The 25,884-nt window shown below is 33.6% G+C and carries 23 protein-coding genes; 14 read left to right on the forward strand and 9 right to left on the reverse strand.

The genetic code is table 11. The annotated features are described in order from the left end of the window. The first annotated feature begins 200 nt into the window (after positions 1 to 200). Positions 201 to 2,870, forward strand: coding sequence for an MGH1-like glycoside hydrolase domain-containing protein (locus tag ACUN3A_RS08835; protein ID WP_445550925.1), 2,670 nt, complete (start codon positions 201 to 203; stop codon positions 2,868 to 2,870). A 241-nt stretch (positions 2,871 to 3,111) separates the two neighbouring features. Here ACUN3A_RS08835 and ACUN3A_RS08840 read toward each other — a convergent pair whose 3' ends face one another. From ACUN3A_RS08840 to ACUN3A_RS08855, 4 genes are all read right to left on the reverse strand, one after another. Next, positions 3,112 to 3,411, reverse strand: coding sequence for a type II toxin-antitoxin system RelE/ParE family toxin (locus ACUN3A_RS08840; protein ID WP_445550926.1), 300 nt, complete (start codon positions 3,409 to 3,411; stop codon positions 3,112 to 3,114). Then, complete coding sequence (locus ACUN3A_RS08845) at positions 3,411 to 3,656, reverse strand: type II toxin-antitoxin system ParD family antitoxin (RefSeq protein WP_445552827.1); 246 nt, start codon at positions 3,654 to 3,656, stop codon at positions 3,411 to 3,413. The genes ACUN3A_RS08840 and ACUN3A_RS08845 overlap by 1 nt, the downstream gene beginning before the upstream one ends. Positions 3,657 to 3,985: 329 nt before the next feature. After that, positions 3,986 to 5,863, reverse strand: a complete 1,878-nt coding sequence (locus tag ACUN3A_RS08850; protein WP_445550927.1) for a M1 family metallopeptidase — start codon at positions 5,861 to 5,863, stop codon at positions 3,986 to 3,988. Positions 5,864 to 5,927: 64 nt separating this feature from the next. Then, positions 5,928 to 7,505, reverse strand: a complete 1,578-nt coding sequence (locus ACUN3A_RS08855; RefSeq protein WP_445550928.1) for a S8 family peptidase — start codon at positions 7,503 to 7,505, stop codon at positions 5,928 to 5,930. A 206-nt stretch (positions 7,506 to 7,711) separates the two neighbouring features. On the opposite strand from ACUN3A_RS08855, the gene ACUN3A_RS08860 reads away from it, so the two are divergent. Both ACUN3A_RS08860 and ACUN3A_RS08865 read left to right on the forward strand, forming a co-directional pair. Then, positions 7,712 to 9,928 (forward strand): leucine-rich repeat domain-containing protein, encoded by a 2,217-nt coding sequence (locus tag ACUN3A_RS08860; protein ID WP_445550929.1) that lies wholly within the window; start codon positions 7,712 to 7,714, stop codon positions 9,926 to 9,928. A 2-nt stretch (positions 9,929 to 9,930) separates the two neighbouring features. After that, positions 9,931 to 10,611 carry a hypothetical protein gene (locus ACUN3A_RS08865; protein WP_445550930.1) on the forward strand — a complete coding sequence of 227 codons (681 nt, stop codon included), beginning with the start codon at positions 9,931 to 9,933 and terminating at the stop codon, positions 10,609 to 10,611. A gap of 93 nt (positions 10,612 to 10,704) precedes the next feature. Here ACUN3A_RS08865 and ACUN3A_RS08870 read toward each other — a convergent pair whose 3' ends face one another. Then, positions 10,705 to 11,562 carry an MBL fold metallo-hydrolase gene (locus ACUN3A_RS08870; protein WP_445550931.1) on the reverse strand — a complete coding sequence of 286 codons (858 nt, stop codon included), beginning with the start codon at positions 11,560 to 11,562 and terminating at the stop codon, positions 10,705 to 10,707. 172 nt (positions 11,563 to 11,734) lie between these two features. On the opposite strand from ACUN3A_RS08870, the gene ACUN3A_RS08875 reads away from it, so the two are divergent. The 5 genes from ACUN3A_RS08875 to sufD all read left to right on the forward strand — a co-directional run bounded on the left by ACUN3A_RS08875 (position 11,735) and on the right by sufD (position 16,177). Further along, a complete protein-coding gene (locus ACUN3A_RS08875) occupies positions 11,735 to 12,064 on the forward strand; it encodes a HesB/IscA family protein (protein ID WP_445550932.1) in 330 nt (109 codons plus the stop codon). A gap of 67 nt (positions 12,065 to 12,131) precedes the next feature. After that, entirely contained in the window at positions 12,132 to 13,580 is a 1,449-nt protein-coding gene (gene sufB, locus ACUN3A_RS08880) for a Fe-S cluster assembly protein SufB (protein ID WP_445550933.1), read from the forward strand. Between the two features lie 32 nt (positions 13,581 to 13,612). Further along, complete coding sequence (sufC, locus tag ACUN3A_RS08885; protein WP_445550934.1) at positions 13,613 to 14,365, forward strand: Fe-S cluster assembly ATPase SufC; 753 nt, start codon at positions 13,613 to 13,615, stop codon at positions 14,363 to 14,365. Between the two features lie 63 nt (positions 14,366 to 14,428). Continuing rightward, entirely contained in the window at positions 14,429 to 14,818 is a 390-nt protein-coding gene (locus tag ACUN3A_RS08890; protein WP_445550935.1) for a four helix bundle protein, read from the forward strand. Between the two features lie 42 nt (positions 14,819 to 14,860). Beyond that, the gene (sufD, locus tag ACUN3A_RS08895; RefSeq protein ID WP_445550936.1) at positions 14,861 to 16,177 is read left to right on the forward strand and encodes a Fe-S cluster assembly protein SufD; all 1,317 of its coding nucleotides are present in this window, start codon (positions 14,861 to 14,863) and stop codon (positions 16,175 to 16,177) included. Between the two features lie 99 nt (positions 16,178 to 16,276). On the opposite strand, the gene ACUN3A_RS08900 is transcribed toward sufD, so the two are convergent. After that, entirely contained in the window at positions 16,277 to 17,626 is a 1,350-nt protein-coding gene (locus ACUN3A_RS08900) for a serine hydrolase domain-containing protein (RefSeq protein ID WP_445550937.1), read from the reverse strand. Between the two features lie 184 nt (positions 17,627 to 17,810). Between ACUN3A_RS08900 and ACUN3A_RS08905 the strand changes: the two genes are divergently transcribed. The 6 genes from ACUN3A_RS08905 (at position 17,811) to ACUN3A_RS08930 (ending at position 21,933) form a co-directional block, all read left to right on the forward strand. Beyond that, the gene (locus tag ACUN3A_RS08905) at positions 17,811 to 19,025 is read left to right on the forward strand and encodes an aminotransferase class V-fold PLP-dependent enzyme (protein WP_445550938.1); all 1,215 of its coding nucleotides are present in this window, start codon (positions 17,811 to 17,813) and stop codon (positions 19,023 to 19,025) included. Positions 19,026 to 19,035: 10 nt separating this feature from the next. Continuing rightward, entirely contained in the window at positions 19,036 to 19,464 is a 429-nt protein-coding gene (locus tag ACUN3A_RS08910; protein ID WP_445550939.1) for a hypothetical protein, read from the forward strand. Beyond that, a complete protein-coding gene (locus ACUN3A_RS08915) occupies positions 19,464 to 19,883 on the forward strand; it encodes a SufE family protein (protein WP_445550940.1) in 420 nt (139 codons plus the stop codon). Before ACUN3A_RS08910 ends, ACUN3A_RS08915 begins: the two co-directional genes overlap by 1 nt. A 127-nt stretch (positions 19,884 to 20,010) precedes the next feature. Then, a complete protein-coding gene (locus ACUN3A_RS08920) occupies positions 20,011 to 20,334 on the forward strand; it encodes an SUF system Fe-S cluster assembly protein (RefSeq protein ID WP_445550941.1) in 324 nt (107 codons plus the stop codon). A gap of 86 nt (positions 20,335 to 20,420) precedes the next feature. Next, on the forward strand, positions 20,421 to 20,930 hold the full coding sequence (locus ACUN3A_RS08925) for a DUF2480 family protein (RefSeq protein ID WP_445550942.1): 510 nt from the start codon (positions 20,421 to 20,423) through the stop codon (positions 20,928 to 20,930). A gap of 73 nt (positions 20,931 to 21,003) precedes the next feature. Continuing rightward, positions 21,004 to 21,933, forward strand: a complete 930-nt coding sequence (locus tag ACUN3A_RS08930) for a DUF3078 domain-containing protein (RefSeq protein WP_445550943.1) — start codon at positions 21,004 to 21,006, stop codon at positions 21,931 to 21,933. A gap of 44 nt (positions 21,934 to 21,977) precedes the next feature. Here the strand turns inward: ACUN3A_RS08930 and hflX are convergent, their stop codons facing one another. The 3 genes from hflX to ACUN3A_RS08945 form a co-directional block, all read right to left on the reverse strand. Continuing rightward, positions 21,978 to 23,222 carry a GTPase HflX gene (gene hflX / locus ACUN3A_RS08935; RefSeq protein ID WP_445550944.1) on the reverse strand — a complete coding sequence of 415 codons (1,245 nt, stop codon included), beginning with the start codon at positions 23,220 to 23,222 and terminating at the stop codon, positions 21,978 to 21,980. A gap of 292 nt (positions 23,223 to 23,514) precedes the next feature. Beyond that, on the reverse strand, positions 23,515 to 24,276 hold the full coding sequence (locus ACUN3A_RS08940; RefSeq protein ID WP_445550945.1) for a Bax inhibitor-1/YccA family protein: 762 nt from the start codon (positions 24,274 to 24,276) through the stop codon (positions 23,515 to 23,517). A gap of 78 nt (positions 24,277 to 24,354) precedes the next feature. Further along, positions 24,355 to 25,836, reverse strand: a complete 1,482-nt coding sequence (locus tag ACUN3A_RS08945; protein ID WP_445550946.1) for a murein hydrolase activator EnvC family protein — start codon at positions 25,834 to 25,836, stop codon at positions 24,355 to 24,357. Between the last annotated feature and the right edge of the window lie 48 nt (positions 25,837 to 25,884).

Raw genomic sequence — 25,884 nt, forward strand, 5'->3', positions numbered from 1 at the left:
ATTTTTAACCTATAAAAATCCTTATTCAGAATCCAATCAGATAAAAGAAATCTCAACAAATTCGAAGTTTATAGCAATTCAATAAATAAAACAATTTTAAAAATAGTTTGATTAATTATTACTCCTGATTTTTATCGATTCTATAGGAATTTTTACGCGTGTTTTAATTAAATTGCAACAAGAATCAAATCAGTAAGAGTATGTCAGAAAGTGATAGCGGAAAAGGCGCTGAAAAAGCACGATTAGGATTAAGAACCGATAACAAAGGTTGGAAAAAATGGGGTCCTTATTTAAGCGAAAGACAGTGGGGAACAGTTAGAGAAGATTACTCTGAAAGTGGATATGCATGGGGAAGTACTACTCATGACATGGCTCGTTCCAAAGCATACCGCTGGGGAGAAGAAGGTATTGCTGGAATTTCAGATAATAAACAACATATTTGTTTGGCTTTTGCTTTTTGGAACCACAAAGACCGTATCCTAAAAGAACGTTTATTTGGATTAACACCCTCCGAATCCAATCATGGTGAGGATGTAAAAGAAATATATTATTATCAGGATGCTACTCCAACGCATTCTTATCAAAAAATGCTGTATAAGTATCCTCATGCTGTTTTTCCTTATGAAAAATTAATTGAAGAAAGCAAAAAAAGGAGTCGACTAGAACCCGAATACGAATTACTCGATACAGGTGTTTTTGATAAAGATGAATATTTTGATATTACTATAGAACACGCCAAAGCCGATGAGCAAGACATTTTAATCAAAATTACGGTTGAAAATCGCTCTAGAACAGCAGCTCCGTTTACGCTACTTCCTACTATTTGGTTTAGAAACACTTGGAGTTGGGGTTATGAAAATTACAAACACAAACCGATGTTAACGGGTGTTGGAAAATCACACATAGAAGTAGAACATCGATTGGTGGGTAACTTCAATTTGTATGCAGAGAATGCTAAAGAACTTTTGTTTTGCGACAATAAAACCAATTATGAAAAATTGTATAAATCTCCTGCTCAATCTCTTTATGCTAAAGACGGAATTAATGATTATATTATTCATAATAAAAAAACCAGCGTAAATCCAGAGGCAACTGGTACCAAAGCATCTGTTCATTATGATGATATAATTCCTGCACATAGCAAGAAAGTATACCGCCTTAGATTTACCAATACTACTCCAAAAGACCCCTTTGAAGATTTTGATACCATTTTCGAGAAAAGAATAGAAGATGCTGACGAATTTTACGACGGTATACAAAAAGGTGTAAAAGACGAAAAATTAAAATCCATTCAACGCCAAGCATACGCGGGTATGCTTTGGACTAAACAATGGTATTATTACAATGTTTTTGAATGGTTAAAGGGCGATCCATCGACACCAAAACCAGGAGTTGGCCGAAAAGAAGGCCGCAATAGTACATGGAAACACATGTATACCTCCAACATTCTCTCCATGCCAGACAAATGGGAATATCCTTGGTTTGCCGCTTGGGATCTTGCCTTTCATACCTTGCCTTTGGCACGATTGGATCCTGATTTTGCCAAAAGACAATTATTGGTTATTCTGCGCGAATATTATATGCATCCGAACGGACAAATTCCAGCTTATGAGTGGTCGTTCTCGGATGTGAATCCACCTGTTCATGCATGGGCCACTTGGAAAGTATATGAAATCGATAAAGAAGCCAACAATGGCGTTGGAGATACTGTGTTTTTGGAACGTATTTTTCATAAACTGCTACTCAACTTTACATGGTGGGTGAATTTGAAAGATAAAGACGGAAAGAACATTTTTGGTGGTGGATTCCTCGGAATGGATAATATTGGGGTATTCGATCGTTCTGCCGATTTACCAACAGGAGGTCATTTAGAACAAGCTGATGGGACCGGATGGATGGCGATGTATTGCCTAAATATGTTGCGTATTTCCTGTGAAATATCACTAAAAAATCCTGTTTATCAAGATATGGCTTCCAAATTTTTTGAGCATTTTCTTCATATTTCTGGGGCAATGCAATCATTGGGAGACAATAATATTAGTCTTTGGGACGAAGAAGACCAGTTTTATTATGACATGCTCCATAAAGCAAATGGAGATGCTCAATTACTAAAAATTCGTTCGATGGTGGGACTTATTCCATTATTTGCTGTCGAAGTTTTAACTCCCGATTTACTGGAAAAACTCCCTATATTCAGACGTCGCGTGGATTGGGTTTTGAAAAACCGTCCTGACTTAGCCAGTTTAGTTTCTAGTTGGTACAACCCTGGAAAAGGGGAAACGCGTTTGCTTTCTACCCTTAGAGGACATCGTATGAAAATGATACTCAAGCGTATGTTTGACGAAAAAGAATTTTTGTCTGATTTTGGAATACGCTCTCTTTCTAAATACCACAAAGAAAACCCCTATAAATTTAAACATGATGGCGGAACCATTCAGGTAGATTATACCCCAGCCGAAGCCACTGGAGATATGTTTGGCGGTAATTCTAATTGGAGAGGTCCGATTTGGTTCCCTATGAATTATTTAATTTTGGACTCTTTAGAAAAATTTCATGGGTATTATGGGAAAGACTTCAAAGTAGAATTTCCAAATAATTCTGGGAATATGGTCAATTTACAAGAAGCTGCAGAAGGTGTTGCCAAACGTTTATTGGCGTTATTTGTTCCCGATGTGAGTAAAAAAATCCCAATGTATGGTGAATACAAAAAGTTTCAGAATGATCCTCTTTTCAATAAAAATCACTTATTTTTTGAATATTTTGATGGAGATACCGGAAAAGGTTTAGGTGCCAATCATCAAACCGGATGGACAGGGCTTATTGCTGAAATTATTAGACATTTGAGTGAAGAAAAAGATTTGAAAAATTAACTAATTATACGTAAAACTACAAATGAGATACAGTTGAATTAACTGTTTTTTAGGTTGATATTTAAAAACCAGACTATCTAAAAAATAGTCTGGTTTTTTTATACTCTGCTTTATTACGGCACTGCTCTTATTTTTATAAGTGCTGCCTGTTTTTTGAATAGGCATGACTCTAATTTCAATAGGCTCGCCTATCTTTTTGTCCCTTGGCGAGGTTGTGCAAATAGCAGTCGCTTTTTTTTATTTATTCTGTTAATCTGTTTTCAATATCCATTCTTTCGTGTAAAACTCTAACGACTTCAATTTCATTAATATTGTCTTTTTTAAAGAAAATTAAATGTGATTTTACTTTTGAATATCTATATGATTTTCTAATTTTTTCAAAGTCATGAGCCATATCTAAATTACGTGCGATATATTCAATTTCGTCAATAATTAAGTTATAATATCTATCTGCTTGTTCAACTGACCAATTTTCTGCCGTATAAATCCAAATGTTATTAATATCTTCTAATGCCTTTTCACTAATTATATACTTTGACATTATTTTTGAAAATTAGCTTTTAGCATTTCAAGATTTTTATTGCGATCAAAATTTCTGATTTTATTACTCTTTTCGCCAATTTTCAATTCATTGATTAGAGATTTTGTTTTAGCTTCTTCTTGCTCAAAAACTCTTAAAGCAGTTCTAACAACCTCACTTACTGAACTATACTTACCTGAAGAAATTTGTTCATTGATAAATTTTTCAAAATAGTCTCCTAATAATATTGATGTATTTCGTGCCATAATTTTTTTATCAAAGATACCAATAATTGGTATTGCGTTCAAGTTTTTTCGATTTTTTTACAAAAATTACTACTAACGTTCTTAGTAGGCAATCACTTTAAAACAGCTAAGAACGTCTATCTTTAACTACCGTTCTGGCCGGGTGAGGGATAGAAGTAAGCTACCAAAGTAGCACGGATAGCCCGACAGCTTCCTGATAAATGGGCCTATACCCGCAAAGAATTTTAGCCCATTTATCAGGAAGGTGGCACCTCCAAATGATAATAAACAAAAAGCCTCATTTAAAACATTAGATTTTTAAATGAGGCTTTTTTATTAAATTATGTTACTTACTTCAATTCGTAAACATTATTATTTTGTTTGATATCAGCCATTAAACCACTAGGATCGATGGTGATTTTCTTAATAGTTGTTTTGGGTTTTTCAATATTAAATTCGAAAATTGGGTTTGCCCAAGTCCAATCGTTTAACACCGTTCTTTTGATATCTGGCGTTGGATTTTCTTTTTCAAAACTCATCATACGCAACGGAATGTAGAAAGTTTCTTTAGTTCCATCAACATATTCTACCAATAGGTCAATCGGCATTGGCATTCTTCCGATTCTTTCTAGCGTTATGGTTGTTTTATTATCGTTTTCTTTAACCTCTTTAATTCCGTAATCAATGGTGTTTAAAGTTTCCGTCCAATCTACCAAGTACCAATCTAAATTAGCCCCCGAAACACGTTCGGCAGTTCTCTTAATATCATTTGGAGATGGATGTTTGAATTTGAAATCTTGGTAATATCTTTTGACCGTTTTATTCAGATTGTCTTGCCCAATTACATATATCAATTGCGACAAGAAAATACTTCCTTTTATATAAGAAGAAATAGAATACGGGCGGTTTTCGTCATAGCGATCTCCATGAGTACTTTGCGGTTGCTCCTTCCCAGATTCAACTAATTTGTAATAGGCCAAATAATTTCCTTTGAATGGGTTTTCTTCTTTTTTGGCTTTGAGTTCGTTCAACGCTAAATCCTCAATATAAGTGGTAAACCCTTCGTCCATCCAGGGATGTTTGGACTCATTGGATGCCAAAATATGCTGAAACCAAGAATGCCCCAACTCATGTGATGCGGTTGTTAGAATTCCATCTGGAGTTCCGTTACCCAACATTAGCGTGCACATTGCATACTCCATTCCGCCATCTCCTCCTTGAATAAATGAATATTGTTTGTATGGATAATTGCCAACGGTTTTATTATAAAAATCCATCACTTTTACCAACTGAGGCTCTACTTTTCTCCAATTTTCGACCACTGCTGGCGTGTTTTTGAAAAGGAAATGCAAATCGACATTATTAGGTCCTTTTACGATATCGTGTTGGTAATTTTTATCGGCACCCCATGCAAAATCGTGAACATTTGGCGCAATAAAATGCCAGGTTAATGTTTTTGTATCTTTAGGATAGGTTACAGTAACTCCTGCATCTTGGTACCCGTGACCAATTTTGTTTGGATTTTGCAAATAGCCAGAACCTCCTAAAGTATAGTCTGCATCAATGGTTATGTTTACATCAAAATTGCCCCAAACACCATGAAATTCTCTAGAAATATAAGGATCTGCATGCCAGCCTTCAAAATCAAATTCAGCTATTTTTGGATACCATTGCGTCATTGATAATTCGATTCCTTCTGCGTTATTTCGACCAGAACGACGAATTTGAACAGGTACCTGACCTTCAAAATCTAGTGTGAAAGTTGTTTTTGATTTTGGTAAAATTGGCTTTCTCAAAGTCACTTCAAGAATGGTTCCAACTTCTTTAGCCACAGCTGCAACTCCATTTTGTTTGAAATTAGAAATTTTGAGATATCCAATTTCATCCGGCTTAAGGTTTTTGATTCGGCTTTCTTTTACATCAACTCCATCCACTTTAGTTTTTGTCACCATTCGGGCATCAGGGTCTTTGATAGTTTGAAGTCTGGCATCCATTTCGCTTCCCGGTTGAAAAGCATTGTTATATAAATGGTAATACACTTTTTTTAAGGTATCTGAAGAGTTGTTGGTATAAACCAGTTCTTGTTTCCCTTTGTACAGATAGGTTTTCACATCCATAGTCACGTCCATTTTGTAATCGACATGTTGTTGCCAATAACCCTTTTTTTGAGCGAATAGATTACCGACACTTACGGAAAGAAATAGAAATAAAAGTAGTAGTTTATGCATGGCATTATAAATAAAAAATGGAAGAGTTTTTTGGCTCTCCCATTTGATTAATCGGAAGTTACAATTATTTTTTAGTCATTTTCTCTGCCAATAATAACGCATTATAAGCATTGACCATTTTTGCTGATTTCGAAGAACTAGCTGCAGGTTTAGATTCTTGATTTTCGCCCAAAAGAACTTGAGGTGGAAGTGGTGTTCCAGAATCCATCAATATTTGTTTTACTTGTTTGGCAGATAATTTTGGATAATAAGAGCGAATCAAAGCAGCAACTCCGGCAGCATTTGGTGAAGCCATCGATGTTCCTTGTAAATATTTGTATTTATTGTTTGGAATAGTTGCATAGATTTCATCACCTGGTGCATAAACATCTACATTAAAAGTTCCATAATTTGAAAATTCAGCAATTACACTATTCCCGTATTGATTATTCAAAGCTCCTACCGTAAGTACATTCGAAGCAAATTCTTTTTTATTGTCTTCGGAGTCATTTGGAAAATTTGCATTTTCGGGTAAATCAACATCTTGACCATCGTTACCTGCGGCATGAACAAATAATACATCTTTCTTTTCGGCGTATTTTATAGCATCATAAACCCATTGTTTGTGTGGAGAAAAACTTTTTCCAAAACTACCGTTAATGACTTTGGCACCATTATCTACAGCATAACGAATTGCTAATGCAATGTCTTTATCATATTCATCTCCATCTGGAACTGCTCTTACGGCCATAATTTCTACATTATTAGCAACTCCGTCTCCACCAATATTGTTACCTCTTACTTGTGCAATAATTCCAGCTACGTGAGTTCCATGAAGCACTTCTTCTTTTTCTGGACCATAAACAGTATTGTTTCCGTATTTAGTGTCTTTTATATCATCGATATTGTCTCCAACCACTTTTCGACTATCAAGCTCTTTATTTAAATTATAATTAAGCTGATCATAAACGTAATCGCTGTACTCTTTAATTTCATCTCTAAATTTTGGTCCAGCATTGGTCAAAATACGAGTCATAATCATTTTACTTTTGCTCAAATCAGGATCTGTAGTAACGATTCCATTTAAATCTTCGATAGTATAGTTTTCTTTACCCAAATTGGTTTGAATCGCTTTGTCGGTAGCCATCAAAAAATCGACCTGCTGTTTATCCTTCATCGCTTTGTCGTATTTTTTAGTATAGGCCTCCAAAGCAGTTTTATAAGTCGCCGAACCGTCATCCCCTTTTTTTACAATTCGGGTCATTTCTAGTGTTTCATGCACATCATTCCCTAGGAAATTCCAACCATGAATATCATCGATGTATCCATTTTTATCATCATCTTTTCCGTTTCCGGCAATTTCCTTTTTATTTGTCCAAATTACTCCCTGTAAATCTTCATGGTCAATATCTACACCAGAATCTACAATTCCAACAATAACTTTGACACCTTTCTTGCCTTTTAATAATTCGGCATAAGCTTTATCTACGCTCATTCCTGGAATACTGTCTTTGGCCAAATCTAAATGCGACCATCTTTGTAATTCAGTTTCGCTTAGTGCTCCTTTTTTGGCAGTATATGTAGTTGCTGTTTGTGCATTAGCCGAAAGACATACAGACAAAGCGGTAAGTAATGCTAATGAGGTTAAGTTTATTTTTTTCATCTGTTTTGTCATTTTACTAATCAATTTCAAAAATAGTGGAAGTCAATTGAAAGTTACGCAATCATTAACGGTTTTTTATGATAAAATGCTTATGAAAGAGATTTTAATTGTAAAAAAACAAAAACATGAGTATATTCTGAAAAAAATTATGTGAAATAAAATGGAATTTGTAATCTTGTGTAGCTACTTATTAATAAGTTTAACCTATGAAAACAAAATTACTTATTGCATTTACATTTTGTACTTTGAATTTATTTTCCCAAATCAATTTGGTGCCAAACAATGGATTCGAAACCTGGACGAACAGCACAACTCTAGACAGTTGGACAACAGAGAATTATGTAAGTCTAAACAGGGCTAATGACTATATTGAAGGCTTCAAAAGTCTTAGTCTAGCAATTCTAGACAACACACTTGCTCCAAAAATTTCAATTCAAGTACCTATGGTTGCTGGAACGACTTATACTGTAAGATTTAAATATAAGCATATATACCCTAGCAATCAACATCCCATAAACTTAAATATTAGCAAAAATGGAAGCGCAATAACACTCTCAAGTACTATTCTTGCAACAAACAGCCAATGGACTGTGGAAGAAACCACTTTTACACCTGATAAAAGCTTATCCTATGACTTTAGTATTTCCTTATTTACTTTTGACAATACCGCATCCAATGTTTTTATTGATGATGTGCAAGTGTATGTTAAAGGAACAGAGCAATACACTCTTATTCCAGATACAAATTTTGAACGTAGTTTAATTGATCAAGGGATTGACTTCGGAACGATTGATGGAAGAGTGTTGACCAGTAGCATTAACAATTTGACCTCACTCAATGTGTATTCATCATCAATTAGAGATTTGACAGGAATTGAGAATTTTGTAGCCTTGGCTACTCTAAATTGTATCACAAACCAATTAACCACTCTTGATCTTTCTAAAAATGTACAATTAAAATCATTAAATTGCTCGGATAACCAATTATCTACTCTTGATGTTTCTAAAAATACAGCTTTAACTGTTTTAGATTGTAATAATAACAAATTAACTACACTTGATGTTTCTAAAAATGTTTCTTTAGTAAATTTATTTTGCTATGCCAATCAATTAACCACTCTTGATCTTTCTAAAAATGTTTCTTTAGTATATTTATATTGCTACGCCAACCAATTAACCGTTCTTGATGTTTCTAAAAATTTAACTTTAAGAACTCTATATTGCTACGGCAATCAATTAACCGTTCTTGATGTTTCTATAAATGTTTCTTTAGAAAGTTTAATATGCTTTAATAACCTATTGAGCACTCTTGATGTTTCTAAAAATGTAATTTTAAATTATTTAAATTGTGAAAGTAATAAATTAACTACTCTTGATGTTTCTAAAAATAGCTATTTAGCAACTTTATATTGCAACAATAACAAATTAACCTCTCTGAATGTTTCTAAAAATATAGCTTTAAGCCATTTAGAGTGTCATTTTAATCAATTGACTTCTCTGGATGTTTCTAAAACATCACTAAATTTTTTATATTGTTTTTCAAACAAACTTCAGAGTTTAAATCTAAAAAACGGCCAAAATAATTTGCTAAAAAATGCTAATATATACCTTGTCGGAAATCCAAACTTATATTGTATTCTTGTGGATGATGTAACTTATTCTAATGCCAATTGGTCAAACAGAAAAGATGCTATTGCCACTTTTAATAATGTAGAATGCCCACTTCCTTTACCCTCAAACAATTTTACTGTTGAGTCAAAAGGAGAAACCTGTCTTGGCTCAAATAATGGCGAAATTAACATTACCGCAACTGCAACTTATGCTTATAAAGCTAGTATAAATGGTCAATCATATACTTTTACTAACAATAGCTTAAAGTTACCTAATCTGACACCTGGTACATACACAGTATCTATCTCTATTACTGGTGAAACTTTTGAACAAATCTTCACAGTTACAATTGCAAAAGGAGCAACTATTACGGGAAAATCGACTAGGGATTCCAAAAAAGTGGCTGTAGAAATTACTGAAGGAACAGCTCCTTATACAGTTTTTGTAGACGGTATAGAACAATTTAAGACTACTGATTCCTATTTTTCTGTAGAAACAAAAAAAGGAGAATTGCTAGAAGTGAAAACAGCCAAAGCTTGTGAAGGAATTTATACCTCAGCTATAACTAATTTAGATGGAGCGGTTTTTGCCTATCCAAATCCTACATCGGGTAATTTTGATATTGAATTGCCAACATCTAGAAAAGAAGTAGTGATAACTTTATACTCTTTAGACGGTCATTTAATTTCAAGCAAAACCTATACTATCGAAAACGAAAAAGCACAACTCTCACTTGTAGACCAACCTTCTGGGACTTATGTTGCCAAAATTCAATTAGACAATACTGATTATCTAAAAATCATAAAAAATTAAAAATGAAGAATTTTATATACCTTTCAATAGTTGGATTATTATATATTTCTTGTGGAAGTGGCGGAGATGATGAGACAAACTCAGCACCAACAATTCCTATATCAATTTCACCAACAGACAATAAATTATGTGTAGATAATTCAGTTACTTTTCAATGGAATGAGTCAACAGATGCTAATCAAGATGCCATAATCTATCAAATACAAATAGCAAAAGACAATACGTTTTCGCAAATTGTAAAAACTACTGAAGGTCCAAACCTTTCTCAATCCATTTTGTTAGAAAAAAACATGGCTTACTATTGGAGAATAAAAGCAACAGACAGCAATGGGCTGTCTAGTAATTATTCACCAACTTATAAATTCTACACTTCGGGCGATGCTGTAATCAATCATTTACCGTTTTCTCCAGATCTGCTTAATCCTACTATAAATACCGTATTGACAACAGCTACAGCAACATTAAAATGGGATGCCACTGATGTCGATGCAACAGACGTACTTACTTATGATGTATATTTTGGAACTACAAATCCTCCAACGGCAAAAGTTAGTCAAAACATAACGGCAAAAATGCTAGATGTTCCTTTAGTCACAGCAAAAGAATACTTTTGGAAAGTAGTAGTTAAAGACAATAAAGGAGGAGAAACTGTTGGTCAAGTATGGAAATTTAAAACCAACTAAACTCCCAAACACTCAAGACATTACTTCAAAACAAAACCCCTATTTTCAAAGTGCTTTGAAAATGGGGGTTTGTTAGATTACTTTATCCTGAATCTAAAAAACATCCTCACATCTAAATCGCTCCTTCAATCGAACTCCTTTTTCAGTATGTTCAACCGTTATAATTTCGTTATGAGCATCGTGTTCCAAAAACAAATAGTAATTATTATCTGCAGCGGCGTTTAGGAATTTTGATTTCTCTGGCATCGTCAATAAGGGTCTAGTATCATATCCCATTACATAAGGTAAAGGCAAGTGCCCAGCTGTTGCCAATAAATCGGCACAAAAAACAATCGTTTTGTCTTGGTATTGAATGTGTGGAATCATTTGTTTTTCGGTGTGACCATCGGCATAAAAAATTCCAAATCCCAACTCCTTAGATACTTCAAAATCTCCTTCGGGTTTCGAAATAAAATTAAGCTGACCGCTTTCCTGCATTGGTAAAATATTTTCGGAAAGAAATGAAGCTTTTTCTCTTGCGTTTGGTTTTGTGGCCCATTCCCAATGATTTTCGTTGCTCCAGAATTTTGCATTTTTAAAAGCAGGTTCATATCCTGTTTTGTCTTTGTTCCATTGCACGCTTCCGCCACAATGATCAAAATGCAAATGCGTCATAAAAACGTCGGTAATATCATCACGATGAAAACCATATTTAGCCAACGATTTATCCATAGAATGCGTTCCCCAAAGCGAGTAATACCCAAAAAACTTGTCAGATTGTTTGTTTCCCATCCCTGTATCAATCAAAATCAATCGGTTACCATCTTCAATTAACAAACAACGTGCGGCAATATCAATTAAATTATTCTCATCCGCTGGATTGGTTTTGTTCCAAATGGTTTTAGGCACCACACCAAACATGGCTCCTCCGTCGAGTTTAAAATTGCCTGTTTCTATAGGATATAGTTTCATTAGAGTATTTTAAAGTTCAAAAAAACACTGCAATTTAACTAAATCCTATGGCTTAATTCCATCCTAATATAACAAAGTTCTATTTTGTCATTAGTTATATAAATGTTATCAATTATGGAAAAACATTTTTATGCACTATCTTTGCAGTTAATTTAGACAAAATCAACATAAAATGATACAAGTTTCAGAATCTGCAAGCAAAAAAATTGTCGATATGATGAAAGAAGATGGTTTTGACGCTGCCAATGATTACGTACGAGTAGGCGTAAAATCTGGTGGGTGTTCTGGATTATCTTATGATTTGACATTTGACAAACATATAGGTGAAAACGATAAGGTTTTTGAAGATAACAATATAAAAATTGCCGTTGAAAAAAAATCATTCCTATACTTAGCAGGAACGATTTTAGAATTCTCTGGTGGATTAAACGGAAAAGGATTTGTTTTCAATAATCCAAATGCAAGTAGAACATGTGGTTGTGGAGAATCATTCTCCCTTTAGTCCAAAGTCGAAAGACATATATATAATGACTTTCAAACTTTAGACTTTCAAACTTTAAGACTTAAAAATGAGTAAATACACTGAAGACGATTTAAAAATCGAATTAGAGACCAAGGAATACGAATACGGATTTTATACCGAATTAGAATCGGAAACGTTTCCTATTGGTCTAAACGAAGATATTGTTCGCGCTATTTCTAAAAAGAAAGACGAACCGCAATGGATGACCGATTGGCGCATTGAGGCTTTTCGCGCTTGGCAGGAAATGATCGAACCAGAATGGGCAAATGTTCATTATATAAAACCAGATTTTCAAGCTATTTCGTATTATTCAGCTCCAAAAGCTGTAGATCCAAATAAAACTTTGGATGATGTAGATCCTGAACTTTTAGAAATGTACAAAAAGTTAGGTATCTCTATTGATGAGCAAAAAATGATGAATAATGTCGCTATGGATATTGTAGTCGATTCTGTTTCGGTAGCTACTACATTCAAAAAGACATTAGCTGAAAAAGGAATAATCTTCATGAGTATTTCCGAAGCTATCAAAGAATATCCAGAATTAGTTCGTAAACATTTAGGTACTGTTGTTCCTCAAAAAGACAACTTTTACGCAGCGTTGAATTCGGCTGTTTTCTCAGACGGATCTTTTTGTTACATTCCTAAAGGCGTTCGTTGTCCAATGGAATTATCGACTTATTTTAGAATCAATCAAGCTGGAACAGGACAATTCGAAAGAACTTTATTAGTTGCTGACGAAGGTAGTTATGTATCGTACTTAGAAGGATGTACTGCTCCAACTCGTGACGAAAACCAATTGCACGCTGCTGTTGTGGAACTAATCGCTTTAGAAGGTGCCGAAATAAAATATTCAACTGTTCAAAACTGGTATCCAGGAAATAAAGAAGGTAAAGGTGGGGTTTTCAATTTTGTGACCAAAAGAGGATTGTGTGAGAACAATGCTAAAATCTCTTGGACACAAGTAGAAACAGGATCTGCAATAACTTGGAAATATCCATCTGTTATTTTAAAAGGAGACAACTCAATCGGAGAATTTTACTCTATTGCTGTTACCAATAATTATCAGCAAGCAGATACTGGAACCAAAATGATCCATTTAGGTAAAAACAGTAAATCAACTATAATTTCTAAAGGAATTTCTGCAGGAAAATCACAAAATAGTTATAGAGGTTTGGTTCAAATTGGAGCAAGAGCTGAAAATGCTAGAAACTTTTCGCAATGTGACTCTTTATTAATGGGTAACAATTGTGGAGCGCATACTTTCCCATATATCGAAAGTAAAAATCCATCTGCCAAAATAGAACACGAAGCTACAACGAGTAAAATTGGTGAAGACCAAGTTTTCTACTGTAACCAACGTGGAATCCCAACTGAAAAAGCAATTGCACTTATCGTAAATGGTTTCAGTAAAGATGTACTGAACAAATTACCAATGGAATTTGCTGTTGAAGCTCAAAAATTACTTGAAATTTCACTTGAAGGTTCAGTAGGATAAAAAATAAACAAAGTATAAAACACATTCGAAAAATGTTATCAATAAAAAATTTACACGCCTCTATTGGAGACAAAGAAATATTAAAAGGAATTAACCTTGAAATAAAAGCAGGAGAAGTACACGCTATCATGGGACCTAACGGTGCTGGAAAAAGTACTTTATCAGCAGTAATTGCTGGAAATGAAAACTACGAAGTAACTGAGGGAGATGTAATTTTGGACGGAGAAGATCTTGCCGAATTAGCTCCTGAAGAAAGAGCTCACAAAGGAGTTTTCCTTTCATTTCAATACCCTGTAGAAATTCCAGGTGTTTCGGTAACCAACTTTATGAGATCGGCAATCAACGAAACTCGTAAAGCAAAAGGTCAAGAAGAAATGCCAGCAAATGAAATGTTGAAATTAATTCGTGAAAAATCAGAATTGTTGGAAATCGACAGAAAATTTTTATCTCGTTCATTAAATGAAGGATTTTCAGGTGGAGAGAAAAAACGTAATGAGATTTTTCAAATGGCGATGTTAGAGCCAAAATTGGCTATCCTTGACGAAACCGATTCTGGATTAGATATTGATGCGCTTCGAATTGTTGCAAATGGTGTTAACAAATTGAAAAGCGAGAAAAATGCAGTAGTTGTAATCACTCACTACCAAAGATTGTTAGATTATATCGTTCCTGATTTTGTTCACGTTCTTTACAACGGAAAAATCGTAAAATCTGGTGATGCATCACTTGCTCACGAATTGGAAGACAAAGGATACGACTGGATTAAACAAGAACAAGAAGCTTAAAAATTGTTTCAAATTTCAGGTTTTTTTAGTTTCAAGTTGTAGACTGAATAGCAAATTTAAAATATGGCTACAATAAATAGATTTGAAGATTTAGAAATTTGGCAGGAATCAAGACGGTTGGCAAAAGAAATACATATAATTTCTATTGAGACTGGATTGAAAACAGATTTTAAATTTAAGGAACAAATTAAATCTTCTTCAGGTTCTGTAATGGATAACATTGCAGAAGGATTTGAAAGAGATGGAAATATGGAATTTAGACAATTTTTATCTATTGCAAAAGGTTCTGCTGGAGAGACAAGATCGCAATTATACAGAGTTTTCGATTTTGACTATATAGACGAGCAAAAATTTGAACTTTTAAAAAAAGATTATGAAAACTTAAGCGGTAAAATTAAAAATTTTATCACTTATCTAAACAAGAAGGACTTCAAAGGAAATAAGTTCCAATAGGCAAAACCTGAAACTTTAAACTTTAAACCTTAAACAAAACCAATGGATTTAAAAGAAAAATTACTATCGTCTTTTATGGCTTTTGAAGAGCGTGTTGATGTTCACTCTGAACTTCATGACGTTCGAACTTTAGCTATAAAAAACTTTGAAAATAAAGGTTTCCCAACCAAAAAAGAAGAAAGCTGGAAATATACTTCGTTAAGCGCCATTTTAAAAAATGACTTTAGCGTTTTTCCAAAAACAGAAAATGCTATTCAATATAGCGACGTAAAAAAATACTTTTTACACGAAATAGACACTTATAAAGTTGTTTTTGTTGACGGTGTTTTTAGTTCCCATTTATCTTCAACTACTCATGAAGGAGTTGATGTTTGCTTAATGTCATCGGCATTGAACAAGCCAAAATACAAAATGGTTATTGATACCTATTTCAATCAAATAGCTAGTAAAGACGAAAGTTTGACTTCGTTAAATACTGCTTTTGCAAATGAAGGAGCTTACATCAATATCCCAAAAAGCAAAGTTGCCGATAAACCTATTGAAATCATGTATTTCTCTACAGGAAACGAAGCTGCTCTTTTGGTACAGCCAAGAAACTTAGTTATTGTTGGCGAGAATTCACATGTACAAATCATAGAACGTCATCAAAGTTTGAACAACAATCCAGTTTTGACTAATTCGGTTACTGAGATTTTTGCTCAAAAAAGAGCGATTGTGGATTATTACAAAATCCAAAATGACAATCTGGAAGCCAATTTAATCGACAACACTTATGTTTCCCAAAAACAAGAAAGTCATGTTTCAGTACACACTTTCTCTTTTGGAGGAAACTTAACCAGAAACAATTTGAACTTTTACCATTTTGGAGAACGTTTGACGAGTACCTTAAACGGAATTACGATTATTGGCGAAAAACAACACGTTGATCATTATACATTAGTGAACCACGCGAGTCCAAATTGCGAGAGTTTTCAAGATTACAAAGGGATTTTCAATGACCGCTCCACAGGAGTTTTCAACGGAAAAGTATATGTTGAAAAAGAAGCTCAAAAAACAAATGCTTTCCAAAAAAGCAATAATATTCTTTTGAGCGATAAAGCAACCATTAATGCTAAACCACAATTGGAGATTTTTGCTGATGATGTAAAATGTTCTCACGGATGTACTATTGGTCAACTTGACGAAACCGCTATGTTCTACATGCAACAACGTGGAATTCCAAAGAAAGAAGCCAAAGCATTATTGATGTACGCTTTCTCGAATGCAGTTATCGAAAACATCAAAATACCAGAATTAAAACAACGAATCACCACTATTATCGCTAATAAATTAGGTGTTAAAATTGGATTTGATTTATAGTTTTTAACCGCAAGGTTTACAAAAATTTAGGCAAAGTGCGCAAGGTATACTATTTATACTTTGCGCACTTTGCAGTTTTATCCTTCTGTTTCTTTGCGGTTAATTTTTTTTCACACTCCCCACTATCCCCTTCAACAGCCCATCAAAATCAAATTGATGATCATCTGTCAAGCCCATACGTACAATGATCATATCCTGAGAAGGAAGAATAAATATTTTTTGTCCTTGAAATCCACTGCAATAATACATGTTTTTAGGTGCGCTAGGATATTTACCTCCTGCATTAAGCCAAAATTGGGCACCATATCTTCCCTCTGAAGTATTTGTGGGAGTCGAAACATACTTTGCCCAACTCGGGTCAAATAACTGTTCTCCGTTCCAATTGCCTTTGTGCAAATATAGCAATCCCAATTTTGACCAATCTCTTGTTGTTGCCCACGCATACGATGAACCCACATAATTTCCAACCATATCTGTTTCGACAATCATCGAATGCATCCCGATTTTATCAATCAATGCTGAATACCAAAAATCCAAATATTCTTGATGCGTCTTGAACTGCTTCCGCAAAATTCCTGACAGCAAGTTGGTCGTCCCAGAAGAATAATTCCAATGCGTATTAGGTTTGAAAATTGCGGGTTTTATCAATTGTGACCAACTCATATCTTCAGCTTCGAAAAGCATTTTTGTCGCATCGCAAATTTTATCATACTGCTCCTCCCATTCCAAACCCGAATTCATGTGCAATAAATCATTGGTCGTGATATTTTTTCGATTGTCGCTTTGCCATTCAACAATAGGAGCAGGTTTATAGATGTCAAATCTGCCTTGTTTTTGAAGTATTCCAAAAAGAGTACCTGTAACACTTTTAGTCATAGACCAGCCCAAAATAAGACTGTGTTTCGTAAAACCCTCTACATATTTTTCGGCAATGATTTTGTCTTTATAAATTACCAAAATGGAGCGGGTCTTTTTATCATTATATCCCTCAGCATCAAAAGCATTGGCAACAGCCTGATTCAATTTGGTATAATCTACATTTGAAAAAAAAGTGTCTTTGGGTTCTAAATCTCCATAAGGAAAAGGAAGTGAATTGTTTGACTTCGTTCTTTTCGGAATTTCATAAGGCTTTGTAACATCAAAATTATCATTGATTAATGTGGCTCCTAAACCTTCTCTGTAAATTGCTTTTCGCTTTTTTAAACCAAGAACAGTCGCTGTTGCCGATTGTTCAGCTTCATTGATTTGACTACTTGCCCAACTTATAACATCAAAGTCATTATCATTTTTTTCAATATCTTTTTTCGAACGCTTATCAATAAAGTGCGCAGAAGCAACATTTTTGGACGAAAAACCAGATATTAATTCAAGCTTAGGATAATTGGTAAAACCAAAATAAGCTATAGACAGAAAAAACAGAAGTACGCCAATTTTAAAATATTTTCCCATAATGAAAGATAATTACAACAATTTAGTAAAAAAAAGAATACTAGCTTCAAACAATTAAACTCCTTTTGATTTCAACAGCAACAATATTTACATTCAAATCGTTTTTGCAATTATTAACTAATGTTTCATAGAAAACTAAATCAATTATAGTACTTTTGTATTTAGAAAAAATCTAAATAAAACAATGTTAGATATTCAGAAAATAAGAGCCGACTTTCCTATACTTTCACAGAAAGTAAACGGAAAGCCTTTAGTATATTTTGACAACGGAGCCACTTCACAAAAACCGCAAGTGGTTATCGATGCGATTGAAAAATATTATCAAGAAATAAATGCCAATATTCATAGGGGAGTGCATACTTTGAGCCAATTGGCGACAGATGCTTATGAAATTTCCCGAGCCAAAGTGCAAAACCATATTAATGCCAAATTCCTTCACGAGGTGCTTTTTACTTCGGGAACTACGTTTGGTATTAATCTAGTAGCCAATGGATTTGCCTCTATTCTAAAACCAGGTGATGAAGTATTGGTATCCTCATTGGAACACCACAGTAATATTGTGCCTTGGCAAATGTTATGCGAAAAAACAGGTGCTACTCTCAAAGTCATTCCAATGAATGATGAAGGGGAATTGATAATGAGCGAATACGATAAATTGCTTTCGCCAAAAACAAAAATCGTAACTGTTAATCATATTTCGAATGCATTGGGAACTATCAATCCTATCAAATATATGATTGACAAAGCGCATGAAGTTGGAGCTGCTATTTTGATTGACGGTGCACAAGCAGTACCTCATTTAAAACCAGACGTACAGGCTTTGGATTGTGATTTCTATGTTTTTTCGGGACATAAAATGTGTGGCCCAACAGGAACTGGCATTTTATATGGTAAAGAAGCTTGGTTGAATAAATTACCTCCGTATCAAGGTGGTGGTGAAATGATCAAAGAAGTCACTTTCGAGAAAACTACTTACGCTGAATTACCCCATAAATTTGAGGCTGGAACTCCTAATATCGCAGGCGGAATTGTTCTAGGAACAGCTATTGATTATATGAATGAAATTGGTTTTGAAAACATTCAGAAACAAGAATTGGAATTATTAGACTACGCCACAAAACGATTATTGGAAATTGAAGGCTTAAGAATTTTTGGAACTTCAGCTGAAAAAACTTCTGTAGTATCATTTAATATCGAAGGGATTCATCCGTATGATATTGGAACGATCATAGACAAATTGGGAATTGCAGTAAGAACAGGGCACCATTGCGCACAGCCGATTATGAATTTCTTTTGTATTCCAGGAACGATAAGAGCATCGTTTTCTTTTTACAATACCAAAGAAGAAATCGACATGATGGTTGATGCTGTAAAAAAGGCAAAAATAATGCTGTCATAAAACAAAAATTATGAAAATTCTATCTCTTTTGTTTTTAACGCTAGTACTTGGCAAAAACTGTCAAAGTCAAAATAATCTAGATTTAAGTACAGCAAAAATCGCCTATACTGCCAATTCAAGAGGTTTTTATAATAATACTGTTGTAGAAAATAAAACTGTTTTATTTACAAATACAAGAGATGGAAAACCGGTTTCTAGTTCGTTAACAGATGAACAATGGAATGCCCTAATTACTGAATTTCAAAAAGTGGATTTGGAGGAAATTCCAAATTTAAAAGCACCCACTCAAAAACGATTTCATGATGGTGCAGCAATGGCCAATTTAAAAATAACATACAAAGGGAAAAATTATGAAAGTCAGACTTTCGATAATGGTTTTCCACCCGAAAAAATAAAGAACTTAGTAAATACATTACTATCCTTTTCAAAAAAAGAATAATGACAATAAAAGAAATACAAGACGAAATTATAGACGAGTTTTCCATGTTTGACGATTGGATGCAACGTTATGAATACATTATCGATTTAGGAAAAAATCTTCCTTTAATCAAAGAAGAACTCAAAACTGACAACAATTTGATTAAAGGATGTCAGTCCAAAGTTTGGTTGCAAGGAGAACAAAATGATGATAAAATTATCTTTACAGCCGATAGTGATGCCATTTTAACCAAAGGAATAATCGCCATTTTAATCCGCGCTTTTTCAAACCAAAAAGCAAGTGATATATTAAATGCCGACACAGATTTTATTGATGAAATAGGTTTGAAAGAGCATCTTTCGCCAACTAGAGCTAATGGTTTGGTTTCAATGATAAAAAATATTAAAATGTATGCTTTGGCATTTGATGCTAAGAAATAAACTTTAAACCATTAAGATATTAAAGAAAATTAAGTTTATATCTTTATGAACTTAATATCTTAATGGTAGAATAATAAAAAAACTTGCTGTTTAAATATCACCTCAAAGGTGAAAAACAAATACAAAAATGGAACAAGAAATAAACACCGAAGAATTAGGAGAATCAATTGTAAAAAAATTGAAAACCATTTACGATCCAGAGATTCCTGTAGATATCTACGAATTGGGATTGATTTATGACGTTATGGTCAATACTGATTATGAAGTAAAAATATTAATGACTCTTACTTCTCCAAACTGTCCAGTAGCGGAGAGTTTACCAAAAGAGGTAGAAGAAAAAATTAAATCAATCGAGCATATCAAAGATGCTGAAGTAGAAATCACTTTTGATCCGCCATGGAGTAAAGATTTAATGAGTGAAGAAGCAAAATTAGAATTAGGAATGCTTTAATAAAAAGTAGGCAGTATTCAGTCTTTTAGTATTCAGTTCACAGCTGATCACTAAAAGACTGAATACTGACCACTAAACATTTGAAAATGGAAGAAATAATCAATAAAGTAGCGAATAGTATTCTAGAAGTTTTTGATCTTGAAGACTATTATCCTGTTGGAATTCGAGCACAAATCGATATTTCACAGTGGCTTTTTGATGGCTTTTTGTTAAAAGAAAAAGATTTTAGAGAACATCTTAATAATCAGGATTGGTCAAAATACCAAGATCAATATGTAGCTGTTCATTGTAGTACAGACGCTATCATTCCTAAATGGGCAATTATTTTAGTTACGATGCATCTAGCTCCTTATGCCAAAAAAATTATAAATGGCTCTATAGAAGATTTAGATTCGGCTCTGTACGAAGAATTACTTCCTTCAATTGATTATACAGCATATAAAGATAAACCCGTAATCATTAAAGGCTGTTCCAAAAAACCAGTCCCAATGCGAGCTTATGTACTAGCAGCACAATTCCTTCAACCTTACGCTAGAAGCATAATGTATGGAGAAGCTTGTTCGGCTGTTCCTTTATACAAAGCAGCTAAAAAATAATTTTTTTTTAATTCGGTAATTTTTCGCACTTTATTGTTTTAGTTATATTTGTATTAGAACTAATACTCTTACAATGAAAAAAATAATATTGTTAGCCATTCTACTTCCACTTACAGCATTACTTCATGCACAAAATGCTGAAAAAGATTTAATCAAAAAAACACAAGATGCCGCCAAAACCATCGATGATACTATCCCGAATGGTTGGAAATCAAAAGGAAAAGTTTCATTCCTTTTTAACCAATCCAGCTTTAGCAACTGGATAGCTGGTGGTGAAAACAACTTTTCTGGAAACTTGGGTCTTGATTATAAAATAGATTACAAAAAAGATGATTTTACATGGGAAAACAGAATTATGGCTTCCTATGGTTTGCTTCAAACACAAAGTGCCAGTTTTGAAAAGAAAACAGACGATCAACTTGAAATCAATTCGATTGTCGCCAAAAAAACAAAAGGGTATTGGTATTACTCATTTCTTGTCAATTTTAGAACGCAATTCACCAAAGGATATCTATACTCTAATGATGTAAATGGTGCTGAAATAAGAGAAGAAAACACCAACTTTATGTCTCCTGGTTATTTATTATTCGGTCCAGGTATGTATTGGAAAAAGAACGATAATTTAAAACTTAATTTTGCCCCATTAACATCCAAATTTACTTTTGTAGACAGTTATTACACTTCGATTCCTGGTTATGTAGATGGTAGTTATTTTGGAGTAGATGCAAACAAAAGTATGTTGTACCAGTTTGGTTTCAACGCTTCTGCTTATTATAAATTTACAATAATGGAAAATGTAACCGCTGAAAATCTTTTAAATTTATATTCCAATTATTTAAAAGACCCTCAAAATATTGACATCAATTACAATCTAATTATAGTAATGAAAATCAACAAAATATTGTCGGCCAATTTTAATTTTCAAGCCATATATGATGATGATGCTTTTGCAGGATTCCAAACCAAAGAAGTATTTGGTGTAGGTCTGAATTATAATTTTTAGTACAAATAAAAAGACCTTTTAGCAATTACTAAAAGGTCTTTTGTTTATTCATTATCTTCTTCTTTCTCTTCCTTTTCCACGGCATCTTTATAATCTGGATATAAAAACTTATTGTATGGAAAACGGGTAATGTGAATTTTCCGAACTGCTTCGTAAACACATTCTCTAAACTCTTCGAAATTTTCTTTTTTAGATGCGGAAATAAACAAAGCATTTTGCCCGCCCAAACGGTGCATCCAAGTTTGCTCCCATTCTTCTAATGTAAAATGTCTAGGCGTTTTCTCTGTCATTAAATCATCCTCATCAATAGTCAAATGCTTGTAGGCATCAATTTTATTGAAAACCATAATGACTGGTTTATCATGAGCCTTAATATCCAATAAAGTTTGGTTTACCGATGCAATATGATCTTCAAATTCAGGATGTGAAATATCAACAACATGTAATAATAAATCAGCTTCACGAACTTCATCTAATGTACTCTTGAACGAATCTACCAATTGTGTAGGCAATTTTCGAATGAACCCAACAGTATCAGAAAGTAAGAACGGCAAGTTTTTAATAACTACTTTTCTAACGGTTGTATCTAATGTGGCAAAAAGTTTGTTTTCTACAAACACATCACTTTTACCAACCGCATTCATCAAAGTAGATTTTCCAACATTGGTATATCCTACCAAAGCCACACGTACCATCGCACCACGATTGCTACGTTGCACACCCATTTGTTTATCGATAGTTTTGATCTTTTCTTTAAGTAATGCAATACGATCACGAACAATACGTCTATCTGTCTCAATCTCAGTTTCTCCAGGTCCACGCATTCCAATACCTCCTTTTTGACGTTCCAAGTGTGTCCACATTCCAGAAAGTCTTGGTAATAAATATTGACATTGTGCCAATTCTACCTGAGTTCTAGCATACGATGTCTCTGCTCTTTGAGCAAAAATATCAAGAATAAGATGGGTTCTGTCTAATATTTTACAATCGATTATTTTAGAAATATTCTTTTGCTGTGACGGAGATAACTCATCATCAAATACCAAAGTTGATATATCATTTTCTTTTACAAAAAGACAAATTTCTTCCAGTTTTCCAGTTCCCACAAAAGTTTTAGGATTGGGACGTTCCATTTTTTGCGAAAAGCGTTTAACCACTTCTCCTCCAGCTGTAAACGTCAAAAACTCTAATTCGTCAAGATATTCATTAAGCTTTTCTTCGCTTTGGTTTTGCGTAACAATACCAACGATAGCCGTTTTTTCAAAATTTATTATTTCTTTTTCTAACATGTCTCTAAATAAGTATGCAAATTTAATGATTTGAAAGCTACAATACCTTTAATCATCTATAAATTAAGTTCAGTCTTCCTATTTACTTTATAAGTTCATAAAAGTTCATGTGGGCGTGCCCCTCCAAAAAGGTCGGGTCGGGCTTTCCGTTCCCGCTTTTTTTCTTTTCAATTGCCTCGGGTTTAAACCCGAGGCAATTGAAAAGAAAAAAGAGCTCCACTTTAATCCCTCACGCAAAAAAAAATGCCTTTCGTTTCGGAAAGACATTCTTATATGAAATAAATTCTTAGTTCTATTTTTTAGATAGTTTTGATAATAATCTTAAAAATTCAATATACAACCAAACTAACGTTATCATCAATCCCATTGCACCATACCATTCCATATATTTTGGCATTTTTTGTTCTACTCCTTTTTCAATTCTGTCAAAATCTAAGAACAAATTAAGAGCAGCGATTATGATTACAAAAGCACTGATTCCAATACTCATCATAGAATTACCATAGTCTACCGGCACAAAACTAGTAAACATTGAGAACAACCAAGAAATTAAATAATAGGTAGCAATAGCCAATGTTGCAGCAATAACAATAGATTTGAATTGCTCCGTTACTTTTACAATTTTATATTTATACAATCCAAGACAAACTGCAAAAGTTACAAAAGTTGCTCCTACCGCTTGAGTCACAATACCTGGATATTTAACTTCAAAAATAGCCGAAACTCCACCTATAAATAAACCTTCAAAAAGCGCATATCCAGGAGCCAAATAAGGAGAATATTCAGGTTTAAATGACGAGATTACAACCAAAATTAATCCAACAATTGCACCTCCAAAAGCTGGAACAATAGGATTCATTCCATTAAAAGTAGCCCACCAGATTACAGTTGCTGAAGCAATCAATAATAAAAAAAGAATTAAACTTCTGTTGATAGTTCCAGACAAAGTCATGTCTTGATTAGCATCAATAACAGTTGCATAATGCACTTCATCTTTTCTGGAAGCAGCTGTAGAAAATGTTTTGTTATTTAAAAAAGGGTTATTCGAATTCATGATTTTCTTGTTTAAATTTTATCAAATATAAATTATAATTTTGATAAGATGATTTAAAATTTTATTAATTTTTTTCTTCTATTTACTCGACAGCCACGCCTTTGGATTGGTATAAATATTATTTTGATTAATAATAAATTTCAATATGGTTTTGCCTTCACCATTAGTTCTAATTTTACCCAACGCTTGTTTTATACTCACTTTATCTCCTTTGCTTACATTGACCGAACTCAGATTTTGGTATATCGTAAAAAAGTCACCATGTTGCAAGATAACTAACTTATTTACTGGAGAAATAATCTGAACACTAAGTACCTCTCCTCCAAAAACAGCTCTAGCATTGGCTCCGGCAACAGTAGAGAATTCTAATCCACTATTGTGTATTACCAACGTTTTATAAACTGGATGTGATTGATCTCCATAACCTAAAGAAATAAACCCACTTTCGACAGGCCAAGGTAGTCTACCTTTATTAGCTTTAAAATTATCCGAATCTACTTTGTCATCTGGTGACAAAATCATTTTAGTACTCGAAACAGGTTCAGATTCTTTAATTGGTACTTTAACCGTTTCTACGTTAGTTTCCACTTTTGCAATTGCTTTTTCGACTTCTTTTGGAATCGGAATCGGCTTCGGAATTGGTTTAGAATTAGCTTTTGCTTTTGCTGCTGCCAAGGCATTCGCTTTTTCAATTTCCTTTTTCTTTTCTAATGCTTTGGCTCTTTCCAAGGCATTCGCTTTGGCTATGGCATCTGCTTTTGCTTTTTCTAAAGCTAGTTTTTCTCTTGCTACTTTTTCTCTCGCAGCTTTCTCTCTTGCTGCTTTTCGATTAGCTTCGGCAATGGCTTCGCGAATTAATTTATCGATTTTTCTATCTATCGCTCTTGATTCTTGCTGTCTCTTTTTAATGTCTGCAATGATTTTACTTTTATCTTTCTTTAAAGAGGCAACCAATTTTTCTTGTTCTTGTTTTTCTTTTTCTAGAGACTCTCGTTCTTTATTATTTTCAACTATCAGTAGTTCTTTGGCACTTTTTTGAACATCTAATTTTGCATTAAAAGTATATAAAGTATAGGTTTTAGATTGTATTTCTTGCCCTTGTATTCTCCTATAATTTGCATATTGTTTCATATACTGGGCTCTTTTATAGGCTTGCAAAAAACTCTCCGATGATAACAAAAACATCGCACGACTCTCTTCTGAACGGCTTTTATAAGATTGAACAATCATCTTAGCATAATCTGCCTTGAGTAATTCTAGTTCCTTTTCTAATTTATTTATCTGAGATTGATTAACAGAAATTGAATTTCCAAGAAGTGTTTTTTGTTTTTCGGTAGTAGCAATTAATTCTTCTTTAAGTTTAATTTTATTGCTTTGTAAAACAATCGCTTTAGTAGCTGTTTTTTCTTTCTTCTTTACCGTTTGAAGTTTTGTCTCGTTTTCTCGAATTTCTTGTTGAATTTTAACTTTACGTTCCTCTAACTTTTTTTGTTGATTGTCTTGGCTCCAAAGTACAGCCGTTGTTATTAGAAAAATAAAGCTTAAAAGATATTTTAACATCGTAAATTATATATAATGCAAACTTAATGAATGATTTTATTAAAAAAC

The organism is Flavobacterium sp. WC2509 (genome assembly GCF_052683105.1).